The sequence below is a fragment of the Rhodovulum sp. FJ3 genome (assembly GCF_032918305.1).
GTDB lineage: Bacteria > Pseudomonadota > Alphaproteobacteria > Rhodobacterales > Rhodobacteraceae > SAT37.
Genome location: NZ_JAWJUU010000001.1, coordinates 545,207 through 567,371, shown reverse-complemented (window position 1 = coordinate 567,371; position 22,165 = coordinate 545,207). Strand labels below are relative to the sequence as shown.

Annotated in this window: 28 protein-coding genes; 12 read left to right on the top strand and 16 right to left on the bottom strand. The window is 61.0% G+C overall.

Features of this window, described 5'->3' with window-relative positions; all coding sequences use genetic code 11:
• Window positions 1-10: 10 nt before the first annotated feature.
• From R1W00_RS02850 to R1W00_RS02825, 6 genes are all read right to left on the bottom strand, one after another.
• Window positions 11-640 carry a glutathione S-transferase gene (locus tag R1W00_RS02850; protein ID WP_317261200.1) on the bottom strand — a complete coding sequence of 210 codons (630 nt, stop codon included), beginning with the start codon at window positions 638-640 and terminating at the stop codon, window positions 11-13.
• A 259-nt stretch (window positions 641-899) separates the two neighbouring features.
• Window positions 900-1,112, bottom strand: a complete 213-nt coding sequence (locus R1W00_RS02845) for a hypothetical protein (RefSeq protein ID WP_317261199.1) — start codon at window positions 1,110-1,112, stop codon at window positions 900-902.
• A gap of 24 nt (window positions 1,113-1,136) precedes the next feature.
• Window positions 1,137-2,915, bottom strand: coding sequence for an acyl-CoA dehydrogenase C-terminal domain-containing protein (locus R1W00_RS02840; protein WP_317261198.1), 1,779 nt, complete (start codon window positions 2,913-2,915; stop codon window positions 1,137-1,139).
• Between the two features lie 13 nt (window positions 2,916-2,928).
• On the bottom strand, window positions 2,929-3,327 hold the full coding sequence (locus R1W00_RS02835; protein ID WP_317261197.1) for a MerR family DNA-binding transcriptional regulator: 399 nt from the start codon (window positions 3,325-3,327) through the stop codon (window positions 2,929-2,931).
• Between the two features lie 119 nt (window positions 3,328-3,446).
• A complete protein-coding gene (locus R1W00_RS02830) occupies window positions 3,447-3,818 on the bottom strand; it encodes a MerR family DNA-binding transcriptional regulator (protein WP_317261196.1) in 372 nt (123 codons plus the stop codon).
• A gap of 58 nt (window positions 3,819-3,876) precedes the next feature.
• On the bottom strand, window positions 3,877-4,923 hold the full coding sequence (locus R1W00_RS02825) for a putative manganese transporter (protein WP_317261195.1): 1,047 nt from the start codon (window positions 4,921-4,923) through the stop codon (window positions 3,877-3,879).
• Between the two features lie 202 nt (window positions 4,924-5,125).
• On the opposite strand from R1W00_RS02825, the gene R1W00_RS02820 reads away from it, so the two are divergent.
• Genes R1W00_RS02820 through R1W00_RS02810 form a run of 3 tightly spaced genes read left to right on the top strand, consistent with a single transcriptional unit; the run spans window position 5,126 to window position 7,420 of the window.
• Window positions 5,126-5,569, top strand: coding sequence for a PaaI family thioesterase (locus R1W00_RS02820; RefSeq protein WP_317261194.1), 444 nt, complete (start codon window positions 5,126-5,128; stop codon window positions 5,567-5,569).
• Window positions 5,566-6,075: a PaaI family thioesterase gene (locus R1W00_RS02815; protein ID WP_317261193.1), complete on the top strand. Its 510-nt coding sequence runs from the start codon at window positions 5,566-5,568 to the stop codon at window positions 6,073-6,075. Before R1W00_RS02820 ends, R1W00_RS02815 begins: the two co-directional genes overlap by 4 nt.
• Window positions 6,068-7,420 (top strand): MATE family efflux transporter, encoded by a 1,353-nt coding sequence (locus tag R1W00_RS02810; protein WP_317261192.1) that lies wholly within the window; start codon window positions 6,068-6,070, stop codon window positions 7,418-7,420. Before R1W00_RS02815 ends, R1W00_RS02810 begins: the two co-directional genes overlap by 8 nt.
• Here the strand turns inward: R1W00_RS02810 and arsC are convergent.
• The 3 genes from arsC to R1W00_RS02795 are packed head-to-tail and all read right to left on the bottom strand — an operon-like array spanning window position 7,407 to window position 9,141.
• Window positions 7,407-7,748: an arsenate reductase (glutaredoxin) gene (gene arsC / locus R1W00_RS02805; protein WP_317261191.1), complete on the bottom strand. Its 342-nt coding sequence runs from the start codon at window positions 7,746-7,748 to the stop codon at window positions 7,407-7,409. The genes R1W00_RS02810 and arsC overlap by 14 nt on opposite strands.
• Window positions 7,745-8,806, bottom strand: coding sequence for a quinone-dependent dihydroorotate dehydrogenase (locus R1W00_RS02800; RefSeq protein WP_317261190.1), 1,062 nt, complete (start codon window positions 8,804-8,806; stop codon window positions 7,745-7,747). Before R1W00_RS02800 ends, arsC begins: the two co-directional genes overlap by 4 nt.
• Window positions 8,803-9,141: a DUF952 domain-containing protein gene (locus R1W00_RS02795; RefSeq protein WP_317261189.1), complete on the bottom strand. Its 339-nt coding sequence runs from the start codon at window positions 9,139-9,141 to the stop codon at window positions 8,803-8,805. Before R1W00_RS02795 ends, R1W00_RS02800 begins: the two co-directional genes overlap by 4 nt.
• 234 nt (window positions 9,142-9,375) lie before the next feature.
• On the opposite strand from R1W00_RS02795, the gene R1W00_RS02790 reads away from it, so the two are divergent.
• The 4 genes from R1W00_RS02790 (at window position 9,376) to R1W00_RS02775 (ending at window position 13,419) form a co-directional block, all read left to right on the top strand.
• A complete protein-coding gene (locus tag R1W00_RS02790) occupies window positions 9,376-10,941 on the top strand; it encodes a bifunctional metallophosphatase/5'-nucleotidase (RefSeq protein WP_317261188.1) in 1,566 nt (521 codons plus the stop codon).
• 66 nt (window positions 10,942-11,007) lie between these two features.
• Entirely contained in the window at window positions 11,008-11,316 is a 309-nt protein-coding gene (locus R1W00_RS02785; RefSeq protein ID WP_317261187.1) for a DUF1992 domain-containing protein, read from the top strand.
• A 9-nt stretch (window positions 11,317-11,325) separates the two neighbouring features.
• On the top strand, window positions 11,326-11,991 hold the full coding sequence (locus R1W00_RS02780) for an SOS response-associated peptidase (RefSeq protein WP_317261186.1): 666 nt from the start codon (window positions 11,326-11,328) through the stop codon (window positions 11,989-11,991).
• Between the two features lie 36 nt (window positions 11,992-12,027).
• The gene (locus R1W00_RS02775; RefSeq protein WP_317261185.1) at window positions 12,028-13,419 is read left to right on the top strand and encodes an MATE family efflux transporter; all 1,392 of its coding nucleotides are present in this window, start codon (window positions 12,028-12,030) and stop codon (window positions 13,417-13,419) included.
• Here R1W00_RS02775 and R1W00_RS02770 read toward each other — a convergent pair.
• Both R1W00_RS02770 and R1W00_RS02765 read right to left on the bottom strand, forming a co-directional pair.
• Window positions 13,388-13,804, bottom strand: coding sequence for a hypothetical protein (locus tag R1W00_RS02770; RefSeq protein ID WP_317261184.1), 417 nt, complete (start codon window positions 13,802-13,804; stop codon window positions 13,388-13,390). The two genes, R1W00_RS02775 and R1W00_RS02770, sit on opposite strands and share 32 nt — an antisense overlap.
• 7 nt (window positions 13,805-13,811) lie before the next feature.
• Window positions 13,812-15,014, bottom strand: coding sequence for a pyridoxal phosphate-dependent aminotransferase (locus R1W00_RS02765; protein WP_317261183.1), 1,203 nt, complete (start codon window positions 15,012-15,014; stop codon window positions 13,812-13,814).
• An 87-nt stretch (window positions 15,015-15,101) separates the two neighbouring features.
• Between R1W00_RS02765 and R1W00_RS02760 the strand changes: the two genes are divergently transcribed.
• The 3 genes from R1W00_RS02760 to R1W00_RS02750 all read left to right on the top strand — a co-directional run bounded on the left by R1W00_RS02760 (window position 15,102) and on the right by R1W00_RS02750 (window position 16,334).
• Window positions 15,102-15,503 (top strand): helix-turn-helix transcriptional regulator, encoded by a 402-nt coding sequence (locus tag R1W00_RS02760; protein WP_317261182.1) that lies wholly within the window; start codon window positions 15,102-15,104, stop codon window positions 15,501-15,503.
• Window positions 15,500-15,763 (top strand): succinate dehydrogenase assembly factor 2, encoded by a 264-nt coding sequence (locus R1W00_RS02755; RefSeq protein ID WP_317261181.1) that lies wholly within the window; start codon window positions 15,500-15,502, stop codon window positions 15,761-15,763. Before R1W00_RS02760 ends, R1W00_RS02755 begins: the two co-directional genes overlap by 4 nt.
• Window positions 15,764-15,836: 73 nt before the next feature.
• Complete coding sequence (locus R1W00_RS02750; RefSeq protein WP_317261180.1) at window positions 15,837-16,334, top strand: MarR family winged helix-turn-helix transcriptional regulator; 498 nt, start codon at window positions 15,837-15,839, stop codon at window positions 16,332-16,334.
• On the opposite strand, the gene R1W00_RS02745 is transcribed toward R1W00_RS02750, so the two are convergent.
• From R1W00_RS02745 to R1W00_RS02725, 5 genes are read right to left on the bottom strand one after another with little or no spacing between them, the layout of a single operon-like run.
• Window positions 16,328-16,969, bottom strand: coding sequence for a DUF1194 domain-containing protein (locus R1W00_RS02745; protein ID WP_317261179.1), 642 nt, complete (start codon window positions 16,967-16,969; stop codon window positions 16,328-16,330). The two genes, R1W00_RS02750 and R1W00_RS02745, sit on opposite strands and share 7 nt — an antisense overlap.
• A 35-nt stretch (window positions 16,970-17,004) precedes the next feature.
• Window positions 17,005-17,745, bottom strand: coding sequence for a DUF1194 domain-containing protein (locus R1W00_RS02740; protein ID WP_317261178.1), 741 nt, complete (start codon window positions 17,743-17,745; stop codon window positions 17,005-17,007).
• A complete protein-coding gene (locus R1W00_RS02735) occupies window positions 17,712-18,140 on the bottom strand; it encodes a VOC family protein (protein ID WP_317261177.1) in 429 nt (142 codons plus the stop codon). Before R1W00_RS02735 ends, R1W00_RS02740 begins: the two co-directional genes overlap by 34 nt.
• 50 nt (window positions 18,141-18,190) lie before the next feature.
• Window positions 18,191-19,555, bottom strand: coding sequence for a hypothetical protein (locus tag R1W00_RS02730; protein WP_317261176.1), 1,365 nt, complete (start codon window positions 19,553-19,555; stop codon window positions 18,191-18,193).
• 6 nt (window positions 19,556-19,561) lie between these two features.
• Window positions 19,562-20,488, bottom strand: coding sequence for a thymidylate synthase (locus tag R1W00_RS02725; protein ID WP_317261175.1), 927 nt, complete (start codon window positions 20,486-20,488; stop codon window positions 19,562-19,564).
• Window positions 20,489-20,665: 177 nt separating this feature from the next.
• Here R1W00_RS02725 and thyX point away from each other — a divergent pair, with 177 nt between their 5' ends.
• Entirely contained in the window at window positions 20,666-21,574 is a 909-nt protein-coding gene (thyX, locus tag R1W00_RS02720) for an FAD-dependent thymidylate synthase (RefSeq protein WP_317261174.1), read from the top strand.
• A gap of 187 nt (window positions 21,575-21,761) precedes the next feature.
• Entirely contained in the window at window positions 21,762-22,088 is a 327-nt protein-coding gene (locus tag R1W00_RS02715) for a hypothetical protein (RefSeq protein WP_317261173.1), read from the top strand.
• Window positions 22,089-22,165: the final 77 nt, after the last annotated feature.

The following is a 22,165-nucleotide window of genomic DNA, read 5'->3' as shown; positions in this document are numbered from 1 at the left end:
GCCTTTCAAATCAGGACCCGAATGCGCGCGGCATAAGGTCATAAGGGTGCTTCCAACCAGGCAGGGCGCTGATGCGCGACAGCCAGGCGTCGATGTTGGGGTAATCGGCACGATCAAAGGTGAACGGCTCAGGATAATAGAGGTAGGAACAGCACGTCAGGTCGGCCATGCTCGGCGTCGCGGCGGCAATCCAGTCGCGGTTTTCCAATGCGCGCTCCAGCGTCGCAAACGCCCCGGCACAGCGACCGGTCAACCAGTTGATCACCTCGGCGGGACGCTTCTCTTCGGGGACAAAGTTCATAAGGAACCGCAAAACCCCGGCCTGCGACGACAGTTTGTGGTTGTCCCATAGAGTCCAGCGGTAGACCTCGCGCTGTTCGGCGGGATCTGAGACGGCGAACCGGTCGGATAGGTCCAAAATGTGATCCTGAATGACCGCCGATTGGCTTAGGACCAGATCGCCATCGACCAATACCGGCGCCTCACCCATGGGGTTAAGGGCAAGATATTCCGGCGTACGCGTGCCGCCCTTAAAGAAATCGATATATTCCGGTTCCCATTCAAGGCCGGATAGCTCCAACGCCAAAGCGGCCTTATAGGAATGCCCGCTTTCGCCAAAACAATAGAGTTTTCTGGTCAAATTCACTTCCTCCCAATCGGGTGTGCGCACGGCGCGGTTTGGATTTGAGTATTTTTGCCAAGATGAAGGCAGGAAGGATTTTATTAACCCTGATCGTTTTCAACTTGTTGTGCGGTACAGGCTGGAGAGCCGATGACCGCCCAAGGTGAAGACGGCCCTACCTTCCCTCCTGCGTTCGGGTGGGCGGAAGGTGGGGCCCGACCTGTCTTTCATCTTGGTTCAAATACTCAAATTCCTGCGCGAGCCGCGTGTCCCCCCGTCATTTTTTCCGTGCTTCCAATTCCGCATTGAACAGGCGCAGCCGATGCGGAAGTTTTTCTTCGTCCATGACGCTGTCGAAATTCTCGAAGAGAAACGACAGGGCCTCGCCTTCATCCAGACCGGCCTCGCGGGCAAATCGGCGCAAGCGGCGGTAGGAATCCTCGGTCATAGCGACCGGAAACCGTCTGGTGAGGCGAAGGCGTTTTGGCATGGTGTCTCCGTTTCTGCGCGGCCCCTAGAAATCAGCCGCAGCGAGTGTCATGACCGGATCGGCACCGCTCTGGATACGGGCCAGATGCAGGGCCGTGGCGGGCAGTTGGCGCGCCATGTAATATTTTCCGGTCGTCAGTTTCGCCTCATAGAATGCGGGATCATCGGTGCCCGCGTCCAGTGCGCCGTGGGCCGCTTTGGCCATTTGGGCCCACATCAGGCCCAGACAGACATGCCCGAACAGGTGCATGAAGTCATAGGACCCCGCCAAGGCCGCATTGGGGTTCTTCATCCCGTTTTGCATAAAGAACATGCCGGCGGCCTGCAGGTCTTTGGAGGCGGCTTTGAGCGGGTCGAGGAAATCGGACTTGAGCGCCTCGTTGCCCTCGTTTTCCTTGATAAAGTTTTTCACCATCTCAAAGAACGCCATCACGTATTTCCCGCCCGATTGGGCCAGTTTGCGACCCACGAGGTCCAGCGCCTGAATGCCGTTGGCGCCTTCGTAGATCATGGCGATACGGGCATCGCGGGCGAATTGGGACATGCCCCATTCCTCGATATAGCCGTGGCCGCCATAGACCTGTTGCGCCTGTACGGCCATCTCAAACCCGCGGTCGGTCAGCACGCCCTTGATCACCGGCGTCATCAGCGAGATCAGGCCTTCGGCGTCTTCATCGCCTGCGCGGTGGGCGGCGTCGATCAGTTTCGCACCCCAGAGGGTAAAGGCGCGTGCGCCCTCGATAAAGGATTTCTGATCCATCAGGTTCCGGCGCACGTCGGGGTGCACGATGATCGGATCGGCGGGGCCGTCGGGGTTTTTCACGCCGGTCACGTCGCGCCCTTGCAGGCGGTCGTTGGCATAGGCGACGGCGTTTTGATAGGCGGCCTCGGCTTGGGCATAGCCCTGCAGGCCGACGCCCAGACGGGCCTCGTTCATCATGGTGAACATGGCGCGCATGCCTTTGTGCAGATCGCCAATCAGGAAGCCCTTGGCCCCGTCATAGTTCATCACACAGGTCGCGTTACCGTGGATGCCCATTTTCTCTTCGATCTTGCCGACGGTGACGGGGTTGCGGTCCCCAAGGCTGCCGTCGTCGTTGACCATGAATTTGGGCACGATGAACAGGGAGATGCCTTTGGTGCCTTCTCCACCGCCGGGTGCCTTGGCCAGCACGAGGTGGATGATGTTCTCGGCCATGTCGTGATCGCCCGCCGAGATGAAAATCTTTTGGCCGGTGATCAGATAGGAGCCGTCATCCTGCGGCTCGGCCTTGGTGCGCATCATGCCAAGGTCCGTGCCGCAATGCGGTTCGGTCAGGTTCATGGTGCCGGTCCAGTCGAGGCTGACCATCTTGGGCAGGTATTTGGCCTTTTGCTCGTCACTGCCGTGGGCGAGGATTGCGCTGATCGCGCCGTGGGTCAGGCCCTGATACATGTTGAACGCCATATTGGCGGAGACCATGATTTCGCCAACCGCCGTCGACAGGACATAGGGCAGGTTCTGACCGCCATATTCCTCGGGCAGGTCCAGACCGTTCCAGCCGCCTTCTTTGATCTTTTCGAATGCGTCGCCGAAACCGGTCGGCGTGCGCACGACCCCGTTCTCAAGCGTACAGCCCTCGGTGTCGCCGACGGGGTTCAGGGGGGCCAGAACCTCGGATGACAGTTTGCCGGCCTCTTCGAGAACGGCGGCGGTAAAGGACGGTTCCAGTTCGCCGTAGCCGTCAACGTCGCTGGACGAGACGTTCAGGACGTCGTGCAGAACGAATTGCAGGTCCTGCACCGGTGCGTTGTAAATGGGCATGTGTCTCTCTCCCTTATTCGGCAGCTTGGTCGCTGCTCAGCGTGGTGAGGCGCTTTTCCACCCACGCCATTTGTTCACGTAGATCGTCGATCGCGATGTCCAATTCTTCGCGTTGACGTTCCAAATCCCCGAGATGTTGCTGGGCGGCCTGCAGGGTTTCACGCAGTTGCGTTTCCTGCTGATCGCCAATTTCGTACATATCCAAAAGCTGTCGGATTTCTTCGAGGCTAAAGCCAAACCGCTTGCCGCGCAGAATCAGCTTGAGCCGCGCTTGGTCGCGGCGGGTGAAGAGGCGCTTTTGGCCTTCGCGTTCGGGGAACAACAGTTCCTTGGCCTCGTAAAAACGAAGCGTGCGCGGCGTCACCTCAAAGGCGTCGCACATCTGGCGTATGGTCAAAGTGTCTTGTGTCATCGTCACGTCCGGCAGTTACCCTGATTGAGGTATGTGTCAGGACGTTAGCGCGAAGGTGACGTTTACGTAAACGGAACGTGGCGTCAAATTTCCGGCATTCGGACTATGACGCCACGTCGTTACTTGGGCATGTCGGCGGCGATGTCGTCGCGCAGTTTTTGCAGGTCGGTGATGGTTTCGGCCAGTTGCTCATACTGGGTGCGCAATTCGCCCAGTTGGCGGTCGGCCATGGCGATCCACGCCTCCATCTGGGCCTCGGTGCCTTGTTGTTCGTAGATTTCCAGCCATTGCCGGATTTCCTCAAGGCTGAACCCGAACCGGCGTCCCCGCAGGACCAGCGTCATGCGCGCCACTTCGCGCGGGGTGTAGAACCGGCTGCGGCCTTCTTTGATGGGGCTCAGCAGTTCGATATATTCGTAATACCGCAGGGTGCGCGGGGTCACGTCGAACTTGGCGCACATTTCCTTGAATGTCAGGGTGTCTTCCGACACGGGCTCCTCCCTTGGTCGTATGCCGCGAACGGTAGCGGCATACGTGCGGGGGTGCAAATCAGTTCATGAAGGACGGTGCGGCAAAGTAAAACCCGTATGCCACGATCAGGGCAGGGACCGACGAATAGATCGTTGCGATCACGGCTGCGCGCGGGTTGAGGGCAATCGCGGGGAACAGGGCGTCCCCGTCGTTCGAGATCGCGTTGCCGATCAGCGCGGCGAACGGAATCACCCCGTTGATATAGAGCGTCGTCACCAGAACCTGCGGACCACATCCGGGCACAAACCCGATGGCAATCGCGATCAGCGGCAACAGGGGCGCAATCGATTGGAACGTCGCCGCAAGGTCGAGGCCCAGATAGGCCGCCGCATAATCATAGGCCAGATAGGCCCCCAGAACCCAAACGGTGATAAAGCTGGTCTCTTCGGTCGCGCGGGTGGCGGGGCTGTCGCTGGTGGCGGTCATGGCGTTGACGGGCGAGGTGGCCCAGACAAACAGACCCGTCGCCACACCGGCCAATGCGATGGGTTCAATCGGGACGCCGAAAAAGCCGGTGATCTCGATCTGAAACAATTGCGCCGCACCTACGATCAGGCCGGGAGCGGCCACAGCCAGATAGACCAGATCGCGCAGACGCAGTTTGCCGATGGGCGCGACCACGTCACAGGTCTGGCCGCGCGGAATGGTGTGGCGCGGGTGGATCAGATCGACGATCCAGCCCGACGCGACGCCCACGGCCATCGACACGGGCAGAACCACCGCGGCCACATCGGGGCGCGTGGCGATCAACAAAAACGCAGCGTCCCCCATGGTCGCCGTCAGGGTCGCGACCAGCGCGCCCATCCCGACGTGACCCGAACTATAGGCGGCCACAACGACCACCGCGCCGCCACATCCGGGCGTCGCGCCCAGCAGCGCCGCCAAGGGCACCTGTGCGCCGCGCGCGTTCTGTAGTGCGGTGCCGATGTCGAATTTGAACACCCGCTCGGCCCCGTAAAACAGCATCAGGGTCGCGGCCACAAACACAGACACCTGCACAAACGCATCCGTCATCAACGACCGTGTCAGCGCGCCCAATTCCCCCGGAAACACCGCCAACGCCACGAAAACCGCCGCGATGAGCGCCCGTCTGATACGAAACGGTCCCAAGCCGGTCGGTAGGCGCAGTGGCCCGGTGCGGTGGGAATTCAGAGTTTCGGAGGACATTTGATGCCTATTTGCTTTTGCGAATTATTCTCATTTTCAAACTTAACACTTGCGACCTCGTTGGCAAGACCAAATAGTCCACAGGGAAAAGGGGACGGCGATGGCTGACGACAAAGTGACATTAGTGCGGCAGTTTATCGAGGGAATGCCGCATTCGCGGGCACTCGATTTGCGGGTTGAGTACCTAGAGGACGGCGTATCCGAAATCTCGATGCCCTATGATCCGAAACTGGTGGGCGATCCGGCAACCGGTGTGATCCATGGCGGGGCGGTGTCCGCGCTGATGGACACAAGCGGCGGCGCGGCGGTGATGAGCCACCCGACCGATAGCCTTGGGACGGCGACGCTGGATCTGAGGATCGACTATATGCGTCCCGCCACGCCGGGTCAGCGGATCACGGCGCGCGCCGAATGCTATCACGTGACGCGCTCCATCGCCTTTGTGCGCGCGGTTGCCACAGATGAGGACCGTGATCGCCCTGTGGCCACCGCCACCGGTGCCTTTACGTTGGAACGCCCGAAAAAGAGCGAGGATCAGGCATGAGCGCCCGTCGCCCCGAACCTGTTCAACAGATCAAGCAACGCCGCGACGGGGTGCTGAACGCGCTGTTGACCGGTATTCCGTATATCCAGTTCCTCGACATCCGGTTTGACCGGCGCGGGGATGAGTTGACCGCGATCCTGCCGTTCGATGAAAAAGTGATCGGTAACACGATGCTGCCCGCGATCCACGGCGGCGTCACAGCGGCGTTTCTAGAGGTCACGGCGATTGTCGGCCTCAGCTGGGCCACCCTGTGGGATCAGATGGAAACGGGCGAATTGAACCCCGACGCCCTGACGCCCGACACCCTGCCGAAAATGCCCAAGACGATTGATTTCACCGTCGATTACCTGCGCGCGGGTCTGCCGCGCGACGCCTATGCGCGGGCGCGGGTGAACCGGTCGGGGCGGCGGTACGCAAGCGTCCATGTCGAGGGCTGGCAAGACAACCGCGACCGCCTGTTTGCGCAGGCTACCGGTCATTTCCTGATGCCGTCCAGCAATGGCTGACACGCGGATGGGGGCGCTTGGCCACCGGCGTGTGCTGGCGATTGCCTTGCCGATTGTTCTGTCCAATGCGACCGTGCCCATTCTGGGCGTGGTCGATACAGCCGTCGTCGGACGCATGGGGCAGGCGGCCCCGATTGGCGCGGTCGGTGTCGGCGCGATTATCCTGACGGCGCTTTATTGGGTGTTCGGTTTTCTGCGGATGGGCACGACGGGCCTGACGTCACAGGCATTCGGGCGCGGCGATACGCCCGAGGTCGGCGCGATGTTTCTGCGCGCCTTGTTGATCGGGCTGGCCGCCGGTGTCGGTCTGATCGCGCTACAGGTGCCTCTGATCCACGGCGCGTTTATGGTGTCACCCGCCAGTCCCGAGGTCGAGACCCTTGCCCGCACCTATGCCGGCATCCGCATCTGGTCGGCCCCAGCGGCGATTGCGATATACGGGATCACCGGATGGCTAATCGCGGTGGAGCGCACCCGCGCGGTTCTGGTTTTGCAGGTCTGGATGAACGGGGTGAACATCCTGTTGGATCTGTTGTTCGTGCCGGGCATGGGGTTTGGCGTGGCGGGCGTGGCATGGGCCACCTTCATCGCGGAGTGGAGCGCGCTTGGCCTTGGTCTGTACCTCTGTCGAACGGCGTTCAGGTTGCGATGGGAGTGGGCGCGGATATTGGATCGCGCGCGCCTGATCCACATGGCGCGGGTCAATACTGATATCCTGATCCGGTCCCTGTTGTTGCAGGCGATGTTCGTGTCGTTCCTGTTCCTTGGGGCGGGGTTCGGGGATCGACCGTTGGCGGCCAATCAGGTGTTGTTGCAGTTTCTGCACATCACCGCCTATGGCCTTGATGGGTTTGCCTTTGCGGTGGAAACGCTGGTGGGGCAGGCGCTGGGCGCGCGACGGCGCTCGGCGCTGCGCCGTGCGGTTGTTCTCTGTGCGATCTGGTCGGGGATCACGGCGGCGGGCACGGCGGTGGCGTTCGGTGTCTTTGGCGGCGCGATCATCGATGCGATGACCACCGCGCCCGACATCCGAACCGAAGCCCGCCATTACCTGCCCTATATGGTCCTGGCCCCGCTGATCGGGGTGGTGCCGTGGTTGTTGGACGGGGTGTTCATCGGCGCGACGCGCACGGGCGACATGCGCAACATGATGGCCCTATCGTTTGTGATCTACGTCGGCGCGCTGGCCCTGCTGGTGCCCGTGTTCGGGAACCATGGATTGTGGGTCGCGTTGTTGGTGTCGTTCGCGGCGCGCGGGGCGACGTTGGGCGCGCGCTATATGGCGTTGGAGCGGGCGGCAGACGCGCCCGCGTCCCAGAATCCGGACCAGTCTACAGGATCGTAAAAATCGCCTCGGTCGGGCGCCCGATTGCGGCCTTGCCGTTGGCAAACACGATGGGCCGTTCGATCAGGGCGGGGTGCGCGGCCATCGCGGCCAGCAACGCCTCATCCCCATCCGTCGCCGACAGGCCAAGCTCCTTGAACAGGGCATCCTTGGACCGCATCATCTCGATCACGGGGATGTTCAACGTCTGATGCGCAAGGCGCAGTTCATCCAGACTGGGCGCGTCATCAAGGTATTTGCGCACCACGGGATCATCGCCGCGCTCTTGCAGCGCGGCCAGCGCCATGCGCGATTTGCTACAACGTGGGTTGTGCCAGATGGTGATCATGCCGCCCAATCCTTGTTCCCGGTGCCGACCGCATCCGCGACCGATTTGAACCCGTCCCGTTTGAGCAGGTGATCAAGGCCACGGGTGATCTCGGTGATCAGCGACATGCCCTGATAGGCCAGCGCGGAATAGAGTTGAACAGCGTTCGCGCCTGCGCGGATTTTCTCATAGGCCTGCTCGGGCGAGCCGATGCCGCCCACCCCGATCAGGGCCACGCGCCCGTCAACCATCTGATAGAGTTGGGCCAGAACACGGGTGGATTTTTCGAACAGGGGCTGACCCGACAGGCCGCCCATCTGGTCGCGGTGTTCACTGACCAGACCGTCACGCGACAGGGTGGTGTTGGTCGCGATGATGGCGTCGATGCCGGTTTCCACGGCAACCTCGGCGATTTCCTGCAACTCCTCGGGCGTCAGATCCGGTGCGATTTTCAGGAAGACGGGGATCGGACGGGGCAGGGTCGCGCGCACCTCAACCACACCGTTCAGCAGCGCGCGCAGGGCATCGGCCCCTTGCAGATCGCGCAGCTTTTCGGTGTTGGGCGAGGACACGTTGACCGTCGCGAAATCCAGATGCGCGCCGCAATGGCCCAGAACCGTCGCGAAATCGGCGGCGCGGTCCGCGCTGTCCTTGTTCGCGCCGAGGTTCAGCCCAAGGATCAGGTCCTTGGGCCGCGCGGCCAGACGGGGCAGGACCGCATCCATGCCCTCATTGTTGAACCCGAACCGGTTGATGACGCCGCGATCTTGGGGCAGGCGGAACAGGCGGGGGCGCGGGTTCCCCTCTTGCGGGCGGGGGGTGATCGCGCCCACCTCGGCAAAGCCCAGACCGCATTTCGCCAGCGCGTTCAGCGCGACCGCGTTCTTGTCAAACCCCGCCGCAACACCCACCGGCGTCGGCAGGTTCAGACCCGCCACTGTCGTTTCCAGACGGGCCGAACGATAGGGCGCGGGCATCGGCGCAATCCCCGCACGCATCGCCTTAAGCGACAGGCCATGCGCTGTTTCGGGGTCGATTTTGTGCAGCGCCGCAAGGCCCAGTTTTTCAATCACACTCATACCACGCCCTCGGGGAAAATATGGCCCGTCGCGCCAAGCGGCAGGGACTTGTCCCACACCACATCATCCATGTGCATATCGCGATAGAGATGCGGGAACAGGGCCCCCCCGCGCGAGGGTTCCCATTTCAGATCGGGCGCCAGCGCGTCCGCCTCAACCGCGACAAGGACCAGATCGCTTTGATCCGCGAAATGCTTGGCGGCGGTTTCCACGACCTGCTCGGCGGTGGACAGGTGGATGTAGCCGTCGCTCAGGTCGATCGGCGCGCCAGAGGTCTGGCCGTTGTCGCGCAGCGCATCCCATTCGGGGCGGCGGAATATCTTGTAAATCAGCATGACGCTCCATTGCCGCGAAAGGCCCATCCGGTCAAGAGATTGCCGCGCGTTTGGGCGGTTCAGGGCGCAAAACACGCTTCTGCGCGGTTTCTGGGCGGTTTTGCCAGTTGCCCCAGCGTCACCTGTTTGTGCGGGCAAAGGATCGCCGATTTGCCCGACTCTCACTTTGACTCAATGGTAAATTCGCGCCAACGTGACGCCATAAGAGTTATAATTCCACTGGGAGAGTTTTGCATGTTCATGCGTTTGTTTGCGACCAGCACGGCCGGTTTGGCCCTGATGGCTGGCTCGGCTATGGCGGATTATTCGCTGACGGTTCTGCACACCAACGATTTCCACGCGCGGTTCGAGCCGATTTCCAAATACGACAGCGGCTGTAGCGCCGAGGACAACGATGAGGGCAAGTGCTTTGGTGGCTCGGCTCGTCTGGTGTCCGCACTGGAAGAGGCGAAAGAGCGCGCAGGGAACTATGTTCTGGTGGACGGTGGCGACCAATTCCAAGGCACGCTGTTCTATACCTATTACAAGGGTAAAGTCGCCGCCGAGATGATGAACAAGATGGGCTATGACGGGATGACCGTCGGCAACCACGAATTCGACGATGGCCCCGAGGTTCTGCGCGGTTTTGTCGATGCGGTTGATTTCCCGATCCTGATGTCGAACGCCGATGTCTCCGGCGAACCCCTGCTGGCCGGTGCGATCCAGAAATCCACCATCATCGAAAAGGGCGGCGAAAAAATCGGCCTGATCGGTTTGACGCCCGAGGACACCCATGAACTGGCCAGCCCGGGCAAGAACGTCATCTTTACCGCACCCGTGGACGCCGTTCAGGGTGAGGTCGACAAGCTGACCGCCGAGGGTGTGAACAAGATCATCGTCCTCAGCCACTCGGGCTATGCCGTGGACCAAGAGGTCGCGGCCAAGACCACCGGTGTCGACGTGATCGTGGGCGGGCATACCAACACGCTGCTCTCCAACACGAATGAGCGCGCCGAGGGGCCCTATCCGACCATGGTCGGCAGCACGGCAATCGTGTCGGCCTATGCCTATGGTAAGTTCTTGGGTGAGCTGAACGTTACCTTTGACGACGATGGCAACGTGATCTCCGCAACGGGTGAGCCGATCATCATGGACGCCGCCGTTGCCGAGGATGAGGTGACCAAGGCCCGCATCGCCGAACTGGCCGGTCCGCTTGAGGAAATCCGCCAAAAGGTCGTTGCCGAAACCGGTGACGCGATTGAGGGCGACCGCAGCGTCTGCCGCGCCGTGGAATGCCCGATGGGCAACCTGATCGCCGATGCGATGCTGGACCGTGTGGCCGATCAAGGCATCCAGATCGCGATCCAGAACGGCGGCGGTATCCGCGCCAGCATCGACGCGGGTGAGGTCACCATGGGTGAGGTTTTGACGGTTCTGCCGTTCCAGAACACCCTGTCGACCTTTACCGTCACGGGGCAAACCATCATCGACGCGCTGGAAAACGGCGTAAGTCAGGTGGAAGAGGGCGCAGGTCGCTTCCCCCAAGTGGCCGGTATCGCCTTTACGTGGGACCCCAAGGCCGAACCAGGCGCGCGTATCGTGTCGGTCACCGTGGGCGATGCCCCGATCGATCCGGCCGCCAGCTATGGCGTTGTGTCCAACAACTATGTCCGTAACGGCGGCGACGGCTACAAGATGTTCGTTGATGCGACGGATGCCTATGACTTTGGCCCCGATCTGGCTGATGTGACGGCGGAATATATGGCGGCCAAAGGTCCCTATGCGCCCTACACCGATGGCCGCATCACGGCGGTTGAATAAGGTCGCCAAATCACTGAAACTGCCCCCCGCGCGCATGGTGCGCGGGGGACATTATGGAAACGGGCCATGGACCATCCGCTGATCGATCTGATTAACGCCCGTATCGCCAAGGCCGAAGAGCAGGGCGAATTCGACAATCTGACCGGTGCCGGTCGACCGCTGCCCCGCGATGATGATCCCGAAAATTCTGTTCTGACACGTGTGGTCAAAGACGCCGGTGGCGCGCCGCCCTTTGTCCTGATGGCACGCGAGTTGGAAAAGCTGCGCGCGCAATTGCGCGAAACCGCGGACCGGACGGAACGGCGCACGCTGATGGTCGAGATGTCCACGCTGGAGGCCAAGATCGAAATTTCGCGCCGCGACTGGCGCAAATAGGCCCGCGCGATGTGCGGCCGTTTTTCGATCACCCAACCTACGGATGCGATGGCGCGCCTGTTTGATGCGGCCCCGTCCAATGACCTGCCGCCTGTGCCGAATTACAACGTCTGTCCCACGAATGATGTCGCGACCGTGGTTGCGGGCGATGGAGTGCGGCGGTTGGTGGCGATGCGATGGGGGTTCATTCCGACGTGGTACAAGACGCCAACCGATGGGCCGCTGTTGATCAACGCCCGTTCTGAGACCATCGCGCAAAAACCCGCCTTTGCCGAGGCTTGTCGCACACGCCGGTGTCTGATCCCCGCCGACGGGTTTTACGAATGGACCAAGGATGAGACCGGCGCGCGCCTGCCGTGGTATCTGTACCGCGCGGATGGGCAGGTCATGGTCTTTGCGGGCGTCTGGCAGACGTGGCGCATGGGCGATCAGGACCTGACCACCTGCGCCATTGTGACAACGGCGGCTAATGAGCGCCTGTCTGCGATCCACAAACGTCAGCCCGTGATCCTGAACCCCGATCAATGGGCGCTGTGGCTGGGCGAGGCTGGGCATGGCGCGGCGCGCTTGATGCGCGCGGGCGCCGAGGATCAGGTCGATTTTCATCGCGTTGGCACGGCGGTGAATTCGAACCGTGCATCGGGACCGGATTTGACCAAACAGATCAATTTCTGACTTGGCAGTTTGCGCGTTCCGGCGCATGTCTGGGGGATGAGCGAATCCAATCCTCCCTTGAACAGCCGCGGCCATCACCTGCGCGCGATCCTCAAGCTGGGGCTGCCCCTGATCGGCAGTCACATTGCGCAGGTCGCCATCGGGTTTACGGATGCGTTGATGCTGGGTTGGTACGATGTGACGGCCTTGGCCGCGCAGGTGCTGGGCGGGATGATCTTTTTCGTGCTGTTCATTTTCGGCTCGGGCTTTGCCTTTGCGGTCATGCCCATGGTGGCCGAGGCCGACAGCATGGACGATCACGTTCAGGCGCGGCGCGTGACGCGGATGGGCCTGTGGGTGTCGATGTTGTTTGCGCTGATCACAACACCCCTGTTCATCTTCGCCACGCCGTTTCTGACCCTGATGGGGCAGACCCCGCAGATGTCCGATCTGGGTGGGGCGTATTTGATGATTGCGGGCTGGGGCCTGTTTCCGGCGCTGTTGGTGATGGTGTTGAAGAGCTTTCTGGCCGCCGCCGAACGGACCAAGCCGGTTCTGGTCATCACCCTGTTGGCGGTGGGCCTGAACGCGGTGATCAACTATGTCCTGATTTTCGGTCATTTTGGTGCGCCGGAGATGGGTATACGCGGCGCGGCTGTGGCGTCTTTGGGCGTGCATGCCTTGTCCCTGATCCTGATGGCGCTCTACGCCGCGCGCGCCTTTCCCGCGCACGCGTTGTTCACCCGTCTCTGGCGTCCGGATGCCGAGGCGTTTTGGCAGGTGTTTCGCCTTGGCTGGCCCATCGGTCTGACCAATCTGGCCGAGGTCGGTTTGTTCGCGGCGGCGGCGATCATGATGGGGTGGCTGGGGCCGATTGATCTGGCCGCGCACGGGATTGCGCTTCAGATTTGTACGGTCAGTTTCATGGCCCATGTGGGCCTCAGCAACGCGGCGACCGTGCGGGTGGGGCGTGCACTTGGCAAGGGGAACCTGCCCGATTTGCGGCGCGGGGCGCGGATGGTTCTGGGCCTGTCGGCGCTGGTCGCGGTGGCGACGGTTGTGGTCTTTGTCCTGTTCCCGACGCCGTTGATCAAGATGTTCATCGCCCCCGATGAACCCGCCAAGGCCGAGGTTCTGGCCATCGGGATCACCCTGTTGGCGGCGGCGGCGGCGTTTCAGGTGGGCGATGCCATTCAGGTTCTGGGCATGGGACTGTCACGCGGCATTCAGGACACGCGCGTGCCCCTACTGATCGCGGCGGTCAGCTATTGGATCATCGGTGTGCCGGTCAGCTATGTTCTGGGCTTTGTCGCCGATTGGCGCGGGGTCGGGATCTGGCTGGGCCTTGCGGTGGGCTTGGCCTTTGCGGCGGCGGCCCTGATGGCGCGGTTCTGGCGTCACCCCAAGGTGACAGGGATCATTCCCCGCGCTGTTGATGATCTTTCATGATGCGATCGGCCTTTTTGCGCACAAGGACCGAGCGCAGGTCGTGCATCGTCAACAAGAGCGCGTCTGTAATCGCCTCTAACTGATCATCGGTGGCGCGCGATTGCGCCCATTGGGTGGTCAGGTTCAGGTGGTCGATGGCGCGGCGGATATCGTCCACCTCGCGTTCGGCCAGAATGGTGCGCCGCTCGTCGACCCAATCCTTGATGACGCGGATGTCTTCGTCGCTCAATTCTCGGTCGCCTTGGGGGCGCACCTCTCCGTTTCGGATGTTCACGACCGCAATCTGATCCATTTCGATGCGGCGTTGGCGGTTCTCGGTGTCGATCCGAAAAACCGCCGCCCCATTCTCACGGACACGGAAATAATATTCCGGCAGGTCGCTCATCTATCCCTCAGCTCAGCGAGGCGCAGAAGTCCTGAATACGCGTGCAGGCTTCTTTCAGTGCCTCGTCGGAGGTAGCGTAGCTGACGCGGAAATTCGGGGAAAGACCGAATGCGGCCCCGAACACAACAGCAACGCCTTTCTCTTCCAGAAGCGCGGTCGCGAATTCCTCGTCGTTGGTGATTTTCGCACCAGCAGGCGTGGTTTTCCCGATGCAACCGGCAACCGACGGATAGACATAGAACGCACCTTCGGGCGTCGGGCAGTTGATGCCCTCGGCCGCGTTCAGCATCTCGACAACCATGTCGCGACGACGCTTGAACAGCTCGTTGTTGACCGGAATGAAATCCTGCGTGCCGTTCAGCGCCTCAAGCGCGGCGTACTGGCTGACAGAGCAGGGGTTCGAGGTCGACTGCGACTGGATCTTGCGCATGGCGTTGATGACCTCAACCGGACCTGCGGCATAGCCGATCCGCCAGCCGGTCATCGCATAGGCCTTGGACACACCGTTACAGGTCAGGGTGCGGTCATAGAGACCCGGTTCAACCTGTGCGGGGGTGCAGAATTCGAAATCACCGTAGGTCAGGTGCTCATACATGTCGTCGGTCATGACCCAGACATGCGGGTGTTTCATCAACACATCCGTCAGCGCCTTGAGCTCATCCCAGGTATAGCCCGCACCGGTCGGGTTCGAGGGCGAGTTGAAGATCAGCCATTTGGTTTTGGGCGTGATCGCCGCCTCAAGCTGCTCAGGGGTCAGTTTAAAGTTGTTCTCGATCGGGCATTCGATCGCAACCGGCTCACCACCGGCCAGCAGAACCATGTCCGGATAGGACACCCAATAGGGCGCGGGGATCAGAACCTCGTCACCCGGGTTCAGGGTCGCAACCAGCGCATTGTAGAGGATCTGTTTGCCGCCGGTCCCGACGGACACCTGTGCGGGCGTGTAGTCCAGACCGTTGTCGCGCTTGAACTTGGCGCAGATCGCCTCTTTCAGTTCGGGCAGGCCGTCAACGGCGGTATATTTGGTGTGACCCGCATCAATCGCGGCCTTTGCGGCGGCTTTGATGTTGTCGGGGGTATCAAAGTCGGGCTCACCAGCGCCAAGGCCGATGACATCCTTGCCTGCGGCTTTGAGCTCGCGGGCTTTGTTGGTGACCGCGATGGTGGGCGAGGGTTTAACACGTGAAAGTGTCGCAGACAGAAAGGACATGGTCGCCTCCGGTTTGAAAACGCATCGCGACACTCATAGGGTGGGGGGCAAGGCCATTCAAGCAAGATCGGCCAAGAGGAGCACGAAATGGACCAAGAAATGGAACAAGAAAACTGGTACTCGGAAGATGCCGCAACTTTTGGCGATCGCTTGGTTGGTGCGCGTGAGGCGATGGGCATGTCCCAAGCTGATCTGGCCCGCCGTCTTGGGGTCAAGCTCAAGACCGTTGGCGCATGGGAACAGGACCTCAGCGAACCCCGCGCGAACAAGCTGCAGATGCTGGCGGGCGTTCTGAACGTCTCGATCATGTGGCTGTTGAACGGCGAGGGCGACGGCATCGACGGTCCCGACAATGAGGCGGCCCTGCCTGCGGATGTGGCGAACCTGTTGTCCGACATCCGTCAGGTCAAACTAGAGGTCAACGCGCTGGGCGGACGTCTGGGACGACTTGAAAAGCGCCTGCGCCTTGCGCTAAAGGATCACGTATGAGCACAGAACCCCATGATATCCGCCTGAAACGTATGTACATGCGCGCCACCCACCGTGGCATCAAAGAGATGGATATCATTTTAGGGAATTTTGCGACGGATCGTCTGGCCGCGTTTGATACGGCCGGACTTGATCTGTTCGACGCGCTTCTCGAAGAGAACGATCAGGACCTCTATCAATGGGTCACGGGGCAGGCACCGACGCCTGCGCCCTTTGGCGATCTGATTGAAACGATTGCGGTTCATGCCGGCGCGCGCTGAGCTGCGGAAATTTTAACCGAATCTTTGAACCTCACCGGTTATCCCCGTTCTATACAGACGGACGAGGTATCGGATGAGTATACATGCCCCCTTTTCGACGCCGGGTCAGGCGGCGTTCGTGACCGGCTATCTTGAGGCGCTGGCGCTGGTCGAACGGCTGCACCGGTTGTTGCTGGACGTGATCAAGGACGAATTTGAACGGTTGAATGAACTGGAGATCAATCCGGTTCAGGCGCTGTTGCTGTTCAACGTCGGCGATAATGAGGTGACGGCGGGCGAGTTGAAAAGCCGCGGGTATTATCAGGGATCGAACGTGTCCTATAACCTGAAGAAACTGGTCGATCTTGGCTATATGCACCATCAACGCTGTATGATTGACCGCCGGTCCGTGCGGGTGCGTCTGACCGAACGGGGCCGCGCAATCCGCGATATCGTGGCCGAACTGTTTGAACGCCATGCCGATGGTCTGGAAGAGCGCGGCGTGATTGACGGTGAGGGTCTTGATCAAATCACCCAGAGCCTGCGCCGGATGGAACGCTATTGGACCGATCAAATCCGCTATATCTACTGACGCGCCGCGACCTCTAACGCGCGCATCTCGCGCAATAATTTACGCTGCATCGCGCGGGCATAGCCGTCATAGCCTTGGGCCTGTTCCACAAAGGCATTCGGCCCGTTCAGGACCTCGGCGCGAAAATAGGCCAATAAATCCCCATTCCGCACGGCCCCGTTTTCGGGCGACACCACGGCCAACCCGTTCACCGTCGCATCCACATAGGGGTAGCGTTTGTAGATATCGCGCGGACGCGGCCCCTCATTCGACGGCCCATCCGCCGACAGGTCCAGCGTTAACCGATCACAGCGCCGCGTCGACAATGCCGCCAACCCGTAATCAAGCGCCTCACCCAATGCGGTTTCGGGGCTGCTCAGCGTTCGGGCGGTTGCGCGCAGGTGATCGGCGATGTGGGTCAGATCATGTGCGGACGTGATCGTGCGCCAGTCCGTTAGGACGCGAATGTCCTGCTGGGCCGCCCATTCATAGACCATGATTTCGGTTTGACGGCCGCCAAGTGGGGAAAGAACCGCCATCACATCGGGGCGCGTCAGGGCATAGGCCAGACCGTCCAACTGCTGGCGATACTCAACCTGATCAACGGACCCCGACACATCCAACCCGACAGCCAGCGCATGACGACATTCGGCCATGGCCGTTGAGGCGGAAAATCCGATGATCGCCGCGATTACCCCTCGGGCGGTCCACCGTCCTGCACCGCGCCAAGGATTCGCATTTCGACCTCGCGCAGCAGTTTGCGCCGCATTGCGCGCGCGAAATCCTGAAAATCGTCGGCAGTTTCTACGAATGATCCCGGCCCCTTGGCGACTTGGTCCAGATAGAAATCGAACACATCCTGATCGTGGGGCGTCGCGCCGCCAATGGCAAGGCCGTTTACCGTCACATCATCCAGAGGAAAATTCGCATAGGCCTGTTCGGGCGTGAACCCGTCGTTGTTGACTCCATCGCCCGACACATCCAGCGTCTGGAACAAACAGGGCGGGGCGGTGTCAAACACGCTGGCCGCATAGCCGATGCCATATCCCGCCGCCGTCGGAAATTCGGCGTAGGAACGTTTGGATCCGGCAATCGCGGCGGCGGCGTTGTCGATCGCGGGAACGCTGTTCAACAAGGTCCAGTTCAGCACCATGTCCTGCTGATACCGCCCGCTCCACTCATAAACCGCTAGGGCAACGGGCGCCGATGGATCGGCCAAAATCGCATCGACGACTTCGGGCGCACGTAGGGCCGCGGCCAGACCCGCGCGTTGTAACGCATCCTCGGCCGCATCGACCGAGGACGAAATGTCCAGCGCCAGAACAAGCGCCAGACGGCATTGCGCCACCGCAGGCCCCGCGCCAAGGACCGCGACCGCGGCCCCCGCGCAGATCGCCCTTACCAGTGACCGATGTTTTCCATGCTGGTCCATGGCTCGGCGGGCTCCAGTGCGTCGCCCATCTGCAGCAGTTCGACCGACACATTGTCAGGGCTGCGCACAAAGGCCATGCGGCCATCACGCGGCGGGCGGTTGATGGTGACGCCATTGTCCATCAGGTGTTGGCACATGGCGTAAATGTCCTCGACCGCATAGGCGAGGTGGCCGAAATGGCGGCTGTCATCGGGCAGGGCATCGTCGCCGTCCCAGTTATAGGTCAGTTCAACTGGACACTCTTCCTGTCCCGGGGGCGCCATAAAAATCAGGCTAAACCGTCCCGCTTCGCTCTCATGGCGGCGGGTTTCGCGCAGGCCCAGAAGTTCGTAAAATGCCATCGATTTTTCCAGATCTTTAACCCGGACCATCGTGTGCAGGTATTTGATATCCATGCGTGTCTCCTTTGGGTCAGAGACTAGCACAGTCTGCTGCCAAGACGAGGTCAGAACGCAGATTTGATCCCGAAAGACAGGCCAATCGTTTCGCCGGTAAAGCGGCTGATGTTCGATGTGCTCTGGCTGGCGTTCAGGGTCAGAACGGGGTGAAAGCCCAGAACCTCGGCGTCGGTGAACTGGGCCTCGATCGTGGCCGAGACGGTTGTTTCCTGCCGCCCGCCGGGGGCCTCGAACGTGCCGACGAAATAGGTCGGGAAGTCCTTGGTCGAAACGCCGATGCCAAAGGCCAGATCGACAGGGCCGACTGGTTTGGCAGGGGCATATTCGGCGGACAGGGACCAGCCGGTGTAGGTTTGGTTGACGCTGGGCGATGTGACCTCGACCCCGCCGACGGACAGACCCATGGTCGCGCCCGACTGCAACCGGTGGCGCAGGACGATCTCGCCCTCAAACCCGCGGGAATCCGGCACGGTGGTCAGGGACCAGTGCTCTTCGGTTTGCGCGGACAGGGTCAGAGAACTGCGCTGGCCGAGACGGAGCTGACGCGCCAGACCGAGGCGCGCGTATTCGTCCAATGGCTGACCGCCAAACCAACTGCGCCCAAAAGCCAGTGAATATTGCGAGGGCAGCGGCCCAACCGGCGCGAACCGGTCATGGACGACGCTGATTTCGGCGACCGCCTGATTGAACGCCGACCCGGGCACGCCGGGGGCAAGGGCGCGGGCCTCGGACGAGAGCGTGTTGAAGTTGTGATAGCCATCGAATTTCAGCGTGGTTTGCGAATTTTCCGAGCGTCCGAACCGATAGCCCAGCCCGATCTGCACATCCGCGCGCACGCCCGACAGGGCCTGCGCGGTGCCACTGAGGACGCCAATCCCCGCGAAATCGTCGATCACCAAAAACGGCGAACTGGCCCCGCCGTTCAAGTTGGACGAGGGCGAGACGGAAAAGTTCAACGTGCTGACCCACGGCGACACGGCGCGCACCCGTTGGAAATCGACCGCAACGCGGCGTTCCTGCGCCTCGGTCTGGGCAGTGTCATAGGCGCGGCGCAACCAGAATTGCGCATTGGCAAAGCTGCGATCAAACACGGCGGCGCGTGCGGTGTAGAACGCCGCCTCATGGCGCAGGGTGTCTGTCTCGGCCAGTTTCCACGCCTTGGCGCCCGCCTCGCGCCCCTCATTGGCGCGGCCCATCAACGGTTCGGTCGCGGCCAACAGCAGTAGCGCGCCGACGTCATCGGGATTGGCGGTGATCAACCCATGCGCCAATTCGTTGGCAAAGACCGTGTCGCCCGCCAAGAACGCGCGCCGCGCCAGTGAACGGGCCTGATCAAGGGTCAGTTCAACCGATTGCGCCGTGGCCAGAACAGGCCACAGGCACAGGATTAAACCGATTAGAAACCGGCGCATCGCGGATTAGTTCAGATCGTCGCAGATCGACGGCGCACCCGGTGTGCCACATTGCGGCAGAACGAACACCCCGACCTCGTTTTCAAAGCCGCTGTTGCGGGGATCGTCGGACACATAAATGCTGTCCAGATAGATCACGCCCGCGACACTGGTCGCGCCTTCACCACCTAGAATGCCGCCGAAACTGCCGATCTGGCCCTCATCGGGACGGCCCGAGAATTCAACGGTCCCAAGGAATTCTCCGTTGCTGTCCAGCTCGGTTTCAATCAGCGCCACGTCGGGCAGGGTCGAGCCATCGTCAACAAAGCTCCGGTCGAAAATCGCGCCGTTCACCGAATTGTCGCCAAAACTGACGTTCAGGAACGCGGTGCCGACGGTGATCCGCGGCTCACGCGGTAACAGGCTGGGGTCCGTTCCGGGGGGCGGGTCGAGTAGGTTGTCACCCGCCGCAGGCAGGTTGGTGATCCCCGCATAGGCGCCCGCATAGGACACCTGACCGGTTGTGGGTTGGCTGTAGGGGCCGGTGCGCTCATAAAAGCCGCCGCTGAAATAGCGGTTGAACTGACCGCCATCGCCGACAACGCCCGCTTGGACCGAGCCATCCGTGCTGGCCGCGACAAGGGCGATGAACATCCGGTCAAGCGGATCGTCCTGCAAGGTGAACGCCGAATAGCCAGGTACGTCCAAGGCCGGATTGCGGTCATAGGTCGCCTCACCGTCGCCCGAGTCGAGCGAGGAGATTTCCACGATCAACGTGTCCGTATCCGCATTGTAATTGATGCGCTGTAGGTTGCGGGCCAGTTCTTCGGGGATGTCGTTCTGGGTGGTTTCCCCATCGCCGCCGCCGCCGCCGTTGATCGGATTGTTGCCCTCACCACCGCCACAGGCCGCAAGGCCCGCGATCAAACCAATTGATACCCAATTCCGAAACATAATCTGCTCTCGCCCCTAATTTTTGCAGAAGAATCCGCGATTGAGGGCCTCCAAGTCAATCCTGATGATACTTTTCTTAAATCACGTTTCGTTTTGGCAACGGCGGATATCGTGGTTCAATTTGAAGCGCGCCATAGATATAGTGGCACCCGACTCACTCTCGTGGAAGGATCGCCCATGCCGTTGACCCAAGAGCAACTGGACGAAATCGAAGAACTGCGCGCCAGCCCGAAAATGACACTGCGCGCGGTGTCCGAAGGGATGGAACAGCACCTCTACAAACCGATTGAGGTGCTGGATCACGGGTTCGTTCGGGTCATCGATTATATGGGGGATGACGCGGCCATCTGTCAGGCGGCCCGCGTGTCCTATGGCAAGGGCACCAAATCGGTCAGCAACGACGAGGGCCTGATCCGTTACCTGATGCGCCATTGGCACTCGACCCCGTTCGAGATGTGCGAGATCAAACTGCACGTCAAACTGCCCGTTTTCGTCGCGCGTCAATGGATCCGTCACCGGACCGCCAACGTGAACGAATATTCGGCTCGCTATTCGATCATGGATCGGGAATTCTACATCCCTGAACCCCAGCACATCGCGGCCCAGTCGACCGTGAACAACCAAGGGCGCGGCGAGACCCTGACAGGGGATGAGGCGGCGCGCGTTCTGGAAATCCTGAAATCGGACGCGGCGCGGTGCTATGACAACTATGAATCCATGATCAGCGACGAGGGCCAGCAAGGTCTGGCGCGGGAACTGGCGCGGATGAATCTGCCTGCGAACATCTACACGCAATGGTATTGGAAGGTGGATTTGCACAACCTCTTCCATTTCTTGCGTCTGCGCGCCGATAGTCACGCCCAATATGAAATCCGCGTTTATGCCGATGCGATCTGCAAGGTCGTAGCGGATTGGGTGCCGGCGGCCTTTGGTGCGTTTGAAGATTACCGCATGGGCGGCGCGACCCTGTCGGGGCGGGCGCTGGAATGCGTGCGTCAGATGCTGGCCGGAAACGAGGTCACGCAGGAAAGCTCGGGTATGAGCAAGGGCGAATGGCGCGAGTTTCAGGGTCTGCTGAACGGCTGATCCGCGCCACATTTGGCGTCTGACATCGAAACAATTAGCAAAACCGGTCTGATTTCAGGCCGGTTTTGTTTTGCATCTGGAAACAACCCGTTTCACCCGCGCCTTGAAATTGACACATTTGCGGATGCTGTTAAGGTGTTGTTAATTAAAAAACTTTCCGAGCAGTCTACATCTTGATGGGGGTATTATGGTACTTACTAAATACGCCGTCGCGACGGCTGCTCTGATGCTGGCCACCGCGGGAACGGCCATGGCGAATCCGACGACGGACGCTATCACGCGCGAATGGAACTATGTCGCGCCCAACGACCCGAATGCGATTCCGCTGCGCTCGGTCGATGCCAGCAACAGCACCTGCCCCGCAGGGACGGTGCCGATGACGCGCGATGGGACGGTTTTCTGCAACGGTCAACCGATCAACCGTTTTGTCACGGCGGATCAGGTGCCTGCGGGCTATACTGGTCGGGTGTTCGTGATCAACCCGTACAAATCCGGCTACCAGACCCTGCAATAATGCGGGGCACGGCCGGTCAACGGTACGTATAAAAATGCCGCGCGGATAAAGATCGGCGCGGCATTCGTCATCTTACG

Bases quoted from the DNA above. Each gene is read 5' to 3' on its own strand.
- R1W00_RS02730 (WP_317261176.1), bottom strand. From the start codon at position 19,555: ATGCGCCGGTTTCTAATCGGTTTAATCCTGTGCCTGTGGCCTGTTCTG.
- R1W00_RS02820 (WP_317261194.1), top strand. From the start codon at position 5,126: ATGGCTGACGACAAAGTGACATTAGTGCGGCAGTTTATCGAGGGAATG.
- R1W00_RS02765 (WP_317261183.1), bottom strand. From the start codon at position 15,014: ATGTCCTTTCTGTCTGCGACACTTTCACGTGTTAAACCCTCGCCCACC.
- R1W00_RS02840 (WP_317261198.1), bottom strand. From the start codon at position 2,915: ATGCCCATTTACAACGCACCGGTGCAGGACCTGCAATTCGTTCTGCAC.
- R1W00_RS02755 (WP_317261181.1), top strand. From the start codon at position 15,500: ATGAGCACAGAACCCCATGATATCCGCCTGAAACGTATGTACATGCGC.
- R1W00_RS02800 (WP_317261190.1), bottom strand. From the start codon at position 8,806: ATGAGTGTGATTGAAAAACTGGGCCTTGCGGCGCTGCACAAAATCGAC.
- R1W00_RS02725 (WP_317261175.1), bottom strand. From the start codon at position 20,488: ATGTTTCGGAATTGGGTATCAATTGGTTTGATCGCGGGCCTTGCGGCC.
- R1W00_RS02775 (WP_317261185.1), top strand. From the start codon at position 12,028: ATGAGCGAATCCAATCCTCCCTTGAACAGCCGCGGCCATCACCTGCGC.
- R1W00_RS02835 (WP_317261197.1), bottom strand. From the start codon at position 3,327: ATGACACAAGACACTTTGACCATACGCCAGATGTGCGACGCCTTTGAG.
- R1W00_RS02780 (WP_317261186.1), top strand. From the start codon at position 11,326: ATGTGCGGCCGTTTTTCGATCACCCAACCTACGGATGCGATGGCGCGC.
- R1W00_RS02770 (WP_317261184.1), bottom strand. From the start codon at position 13,804: ATGAGCGACCTGCCGGAATATTATTTCCGTGTCCGTGAGAATGGGGCG.
- R1W00_RS02760 (WP_317261182.1), top strand. From the start codon at position 15,102: ATGGACCAAGAAATGGAACAAGAAAACTGGTACTCGGAAGATGCCGCA.
- R1W00_RS02810 (WP_317261192.1), top strand. From the start codon at position 6,068: ATGGCTGACACGCGGATGGGGGCGCTTGGCCACCGGCGTGTGCTGGCG.
- R1W00_RS02785 (WP_317261187.1), top strand. From the start codon at position 11,008: ATGGACCATCCGCTGATCGATCTGATTAACGCCCGTATCGCCAAGGCC.
- R1W00_RS02845 (WP_317261199.1), bottom strand. From the start codon at position 1,112: ATGCCAAAACGCCTTCGCCTCACCAGACGGTTTCCGGTCGCTATGACC.
- R1W00_RS02795 (WP_317261189.1), bottom strand. From the start codon at position 9,141: ATGCTGATTTACAAGATATTCCGCCGCCCCGAATGGGATGCGCTGCGC.
- R1W00_RS02740 (WP_317261178.1), bottom strand. From the start codon at position 17,745: ATGGACCAGCATGGAAAACATCGGTCACTGGTAAGGGCGATCTGCGCG.
- thyX (WP_317261174.1), top strand. From the start codon at position 20,666: ATGCCGTTGACCCAAGAGCAACTGGACGAAATCGAAGAACTGCGCGCC.
- R1W00_RS02715 (WP_317261173.1), top strand. From the start codon at position 21,762: ATGGTACTTACTAAATACGCCGTCGCGACGGCTGCTCTGATGCTGGCC.
- R1W00_RS02750 (WP_317261180.1), top strand. From the start codon at position 15,837: ATGAGTATACATGCCCCCTTTTCGACGCCGGGTCAGGCGGCGTTCGTG.
- arsC (WP_317261191.1), bottom strand. From the start codon at position 7,748: ATGATCACCATCTGGCACAACCCACGTTGTAGCAAATCGCGCATGGCG.
- R1W00_RS02815 (WP_317261193.1), top strand. From the start codon at position 5,566: ATGAGCGCCCGTCGCCCCGAACCTGTTCAACAGATCAAGCAACGCCGC.
- R1W00_RS02790 (WP_317261188.1), top strand. From the start codon at position 9,376: ATGTTCATGCGTTTGTTTGCGACCAGCACGGCCGGTTTGGCCCTGATG.
- R1W00_RS02745 (WP_317261179.1), bottom strand. From the start codon at position 16,969: ATGGCCGAATGTCGTCATGCGCTGGCTGTCGGGTTGGATGTGTCGGGG.
- R1W00_RS02735 (WP_317261177.1), bottom strand. From the start codon at position 18,140: ATGGATATCAAATACCTGCACACGATGGTCCGGGTTAAAGATCTGGAA.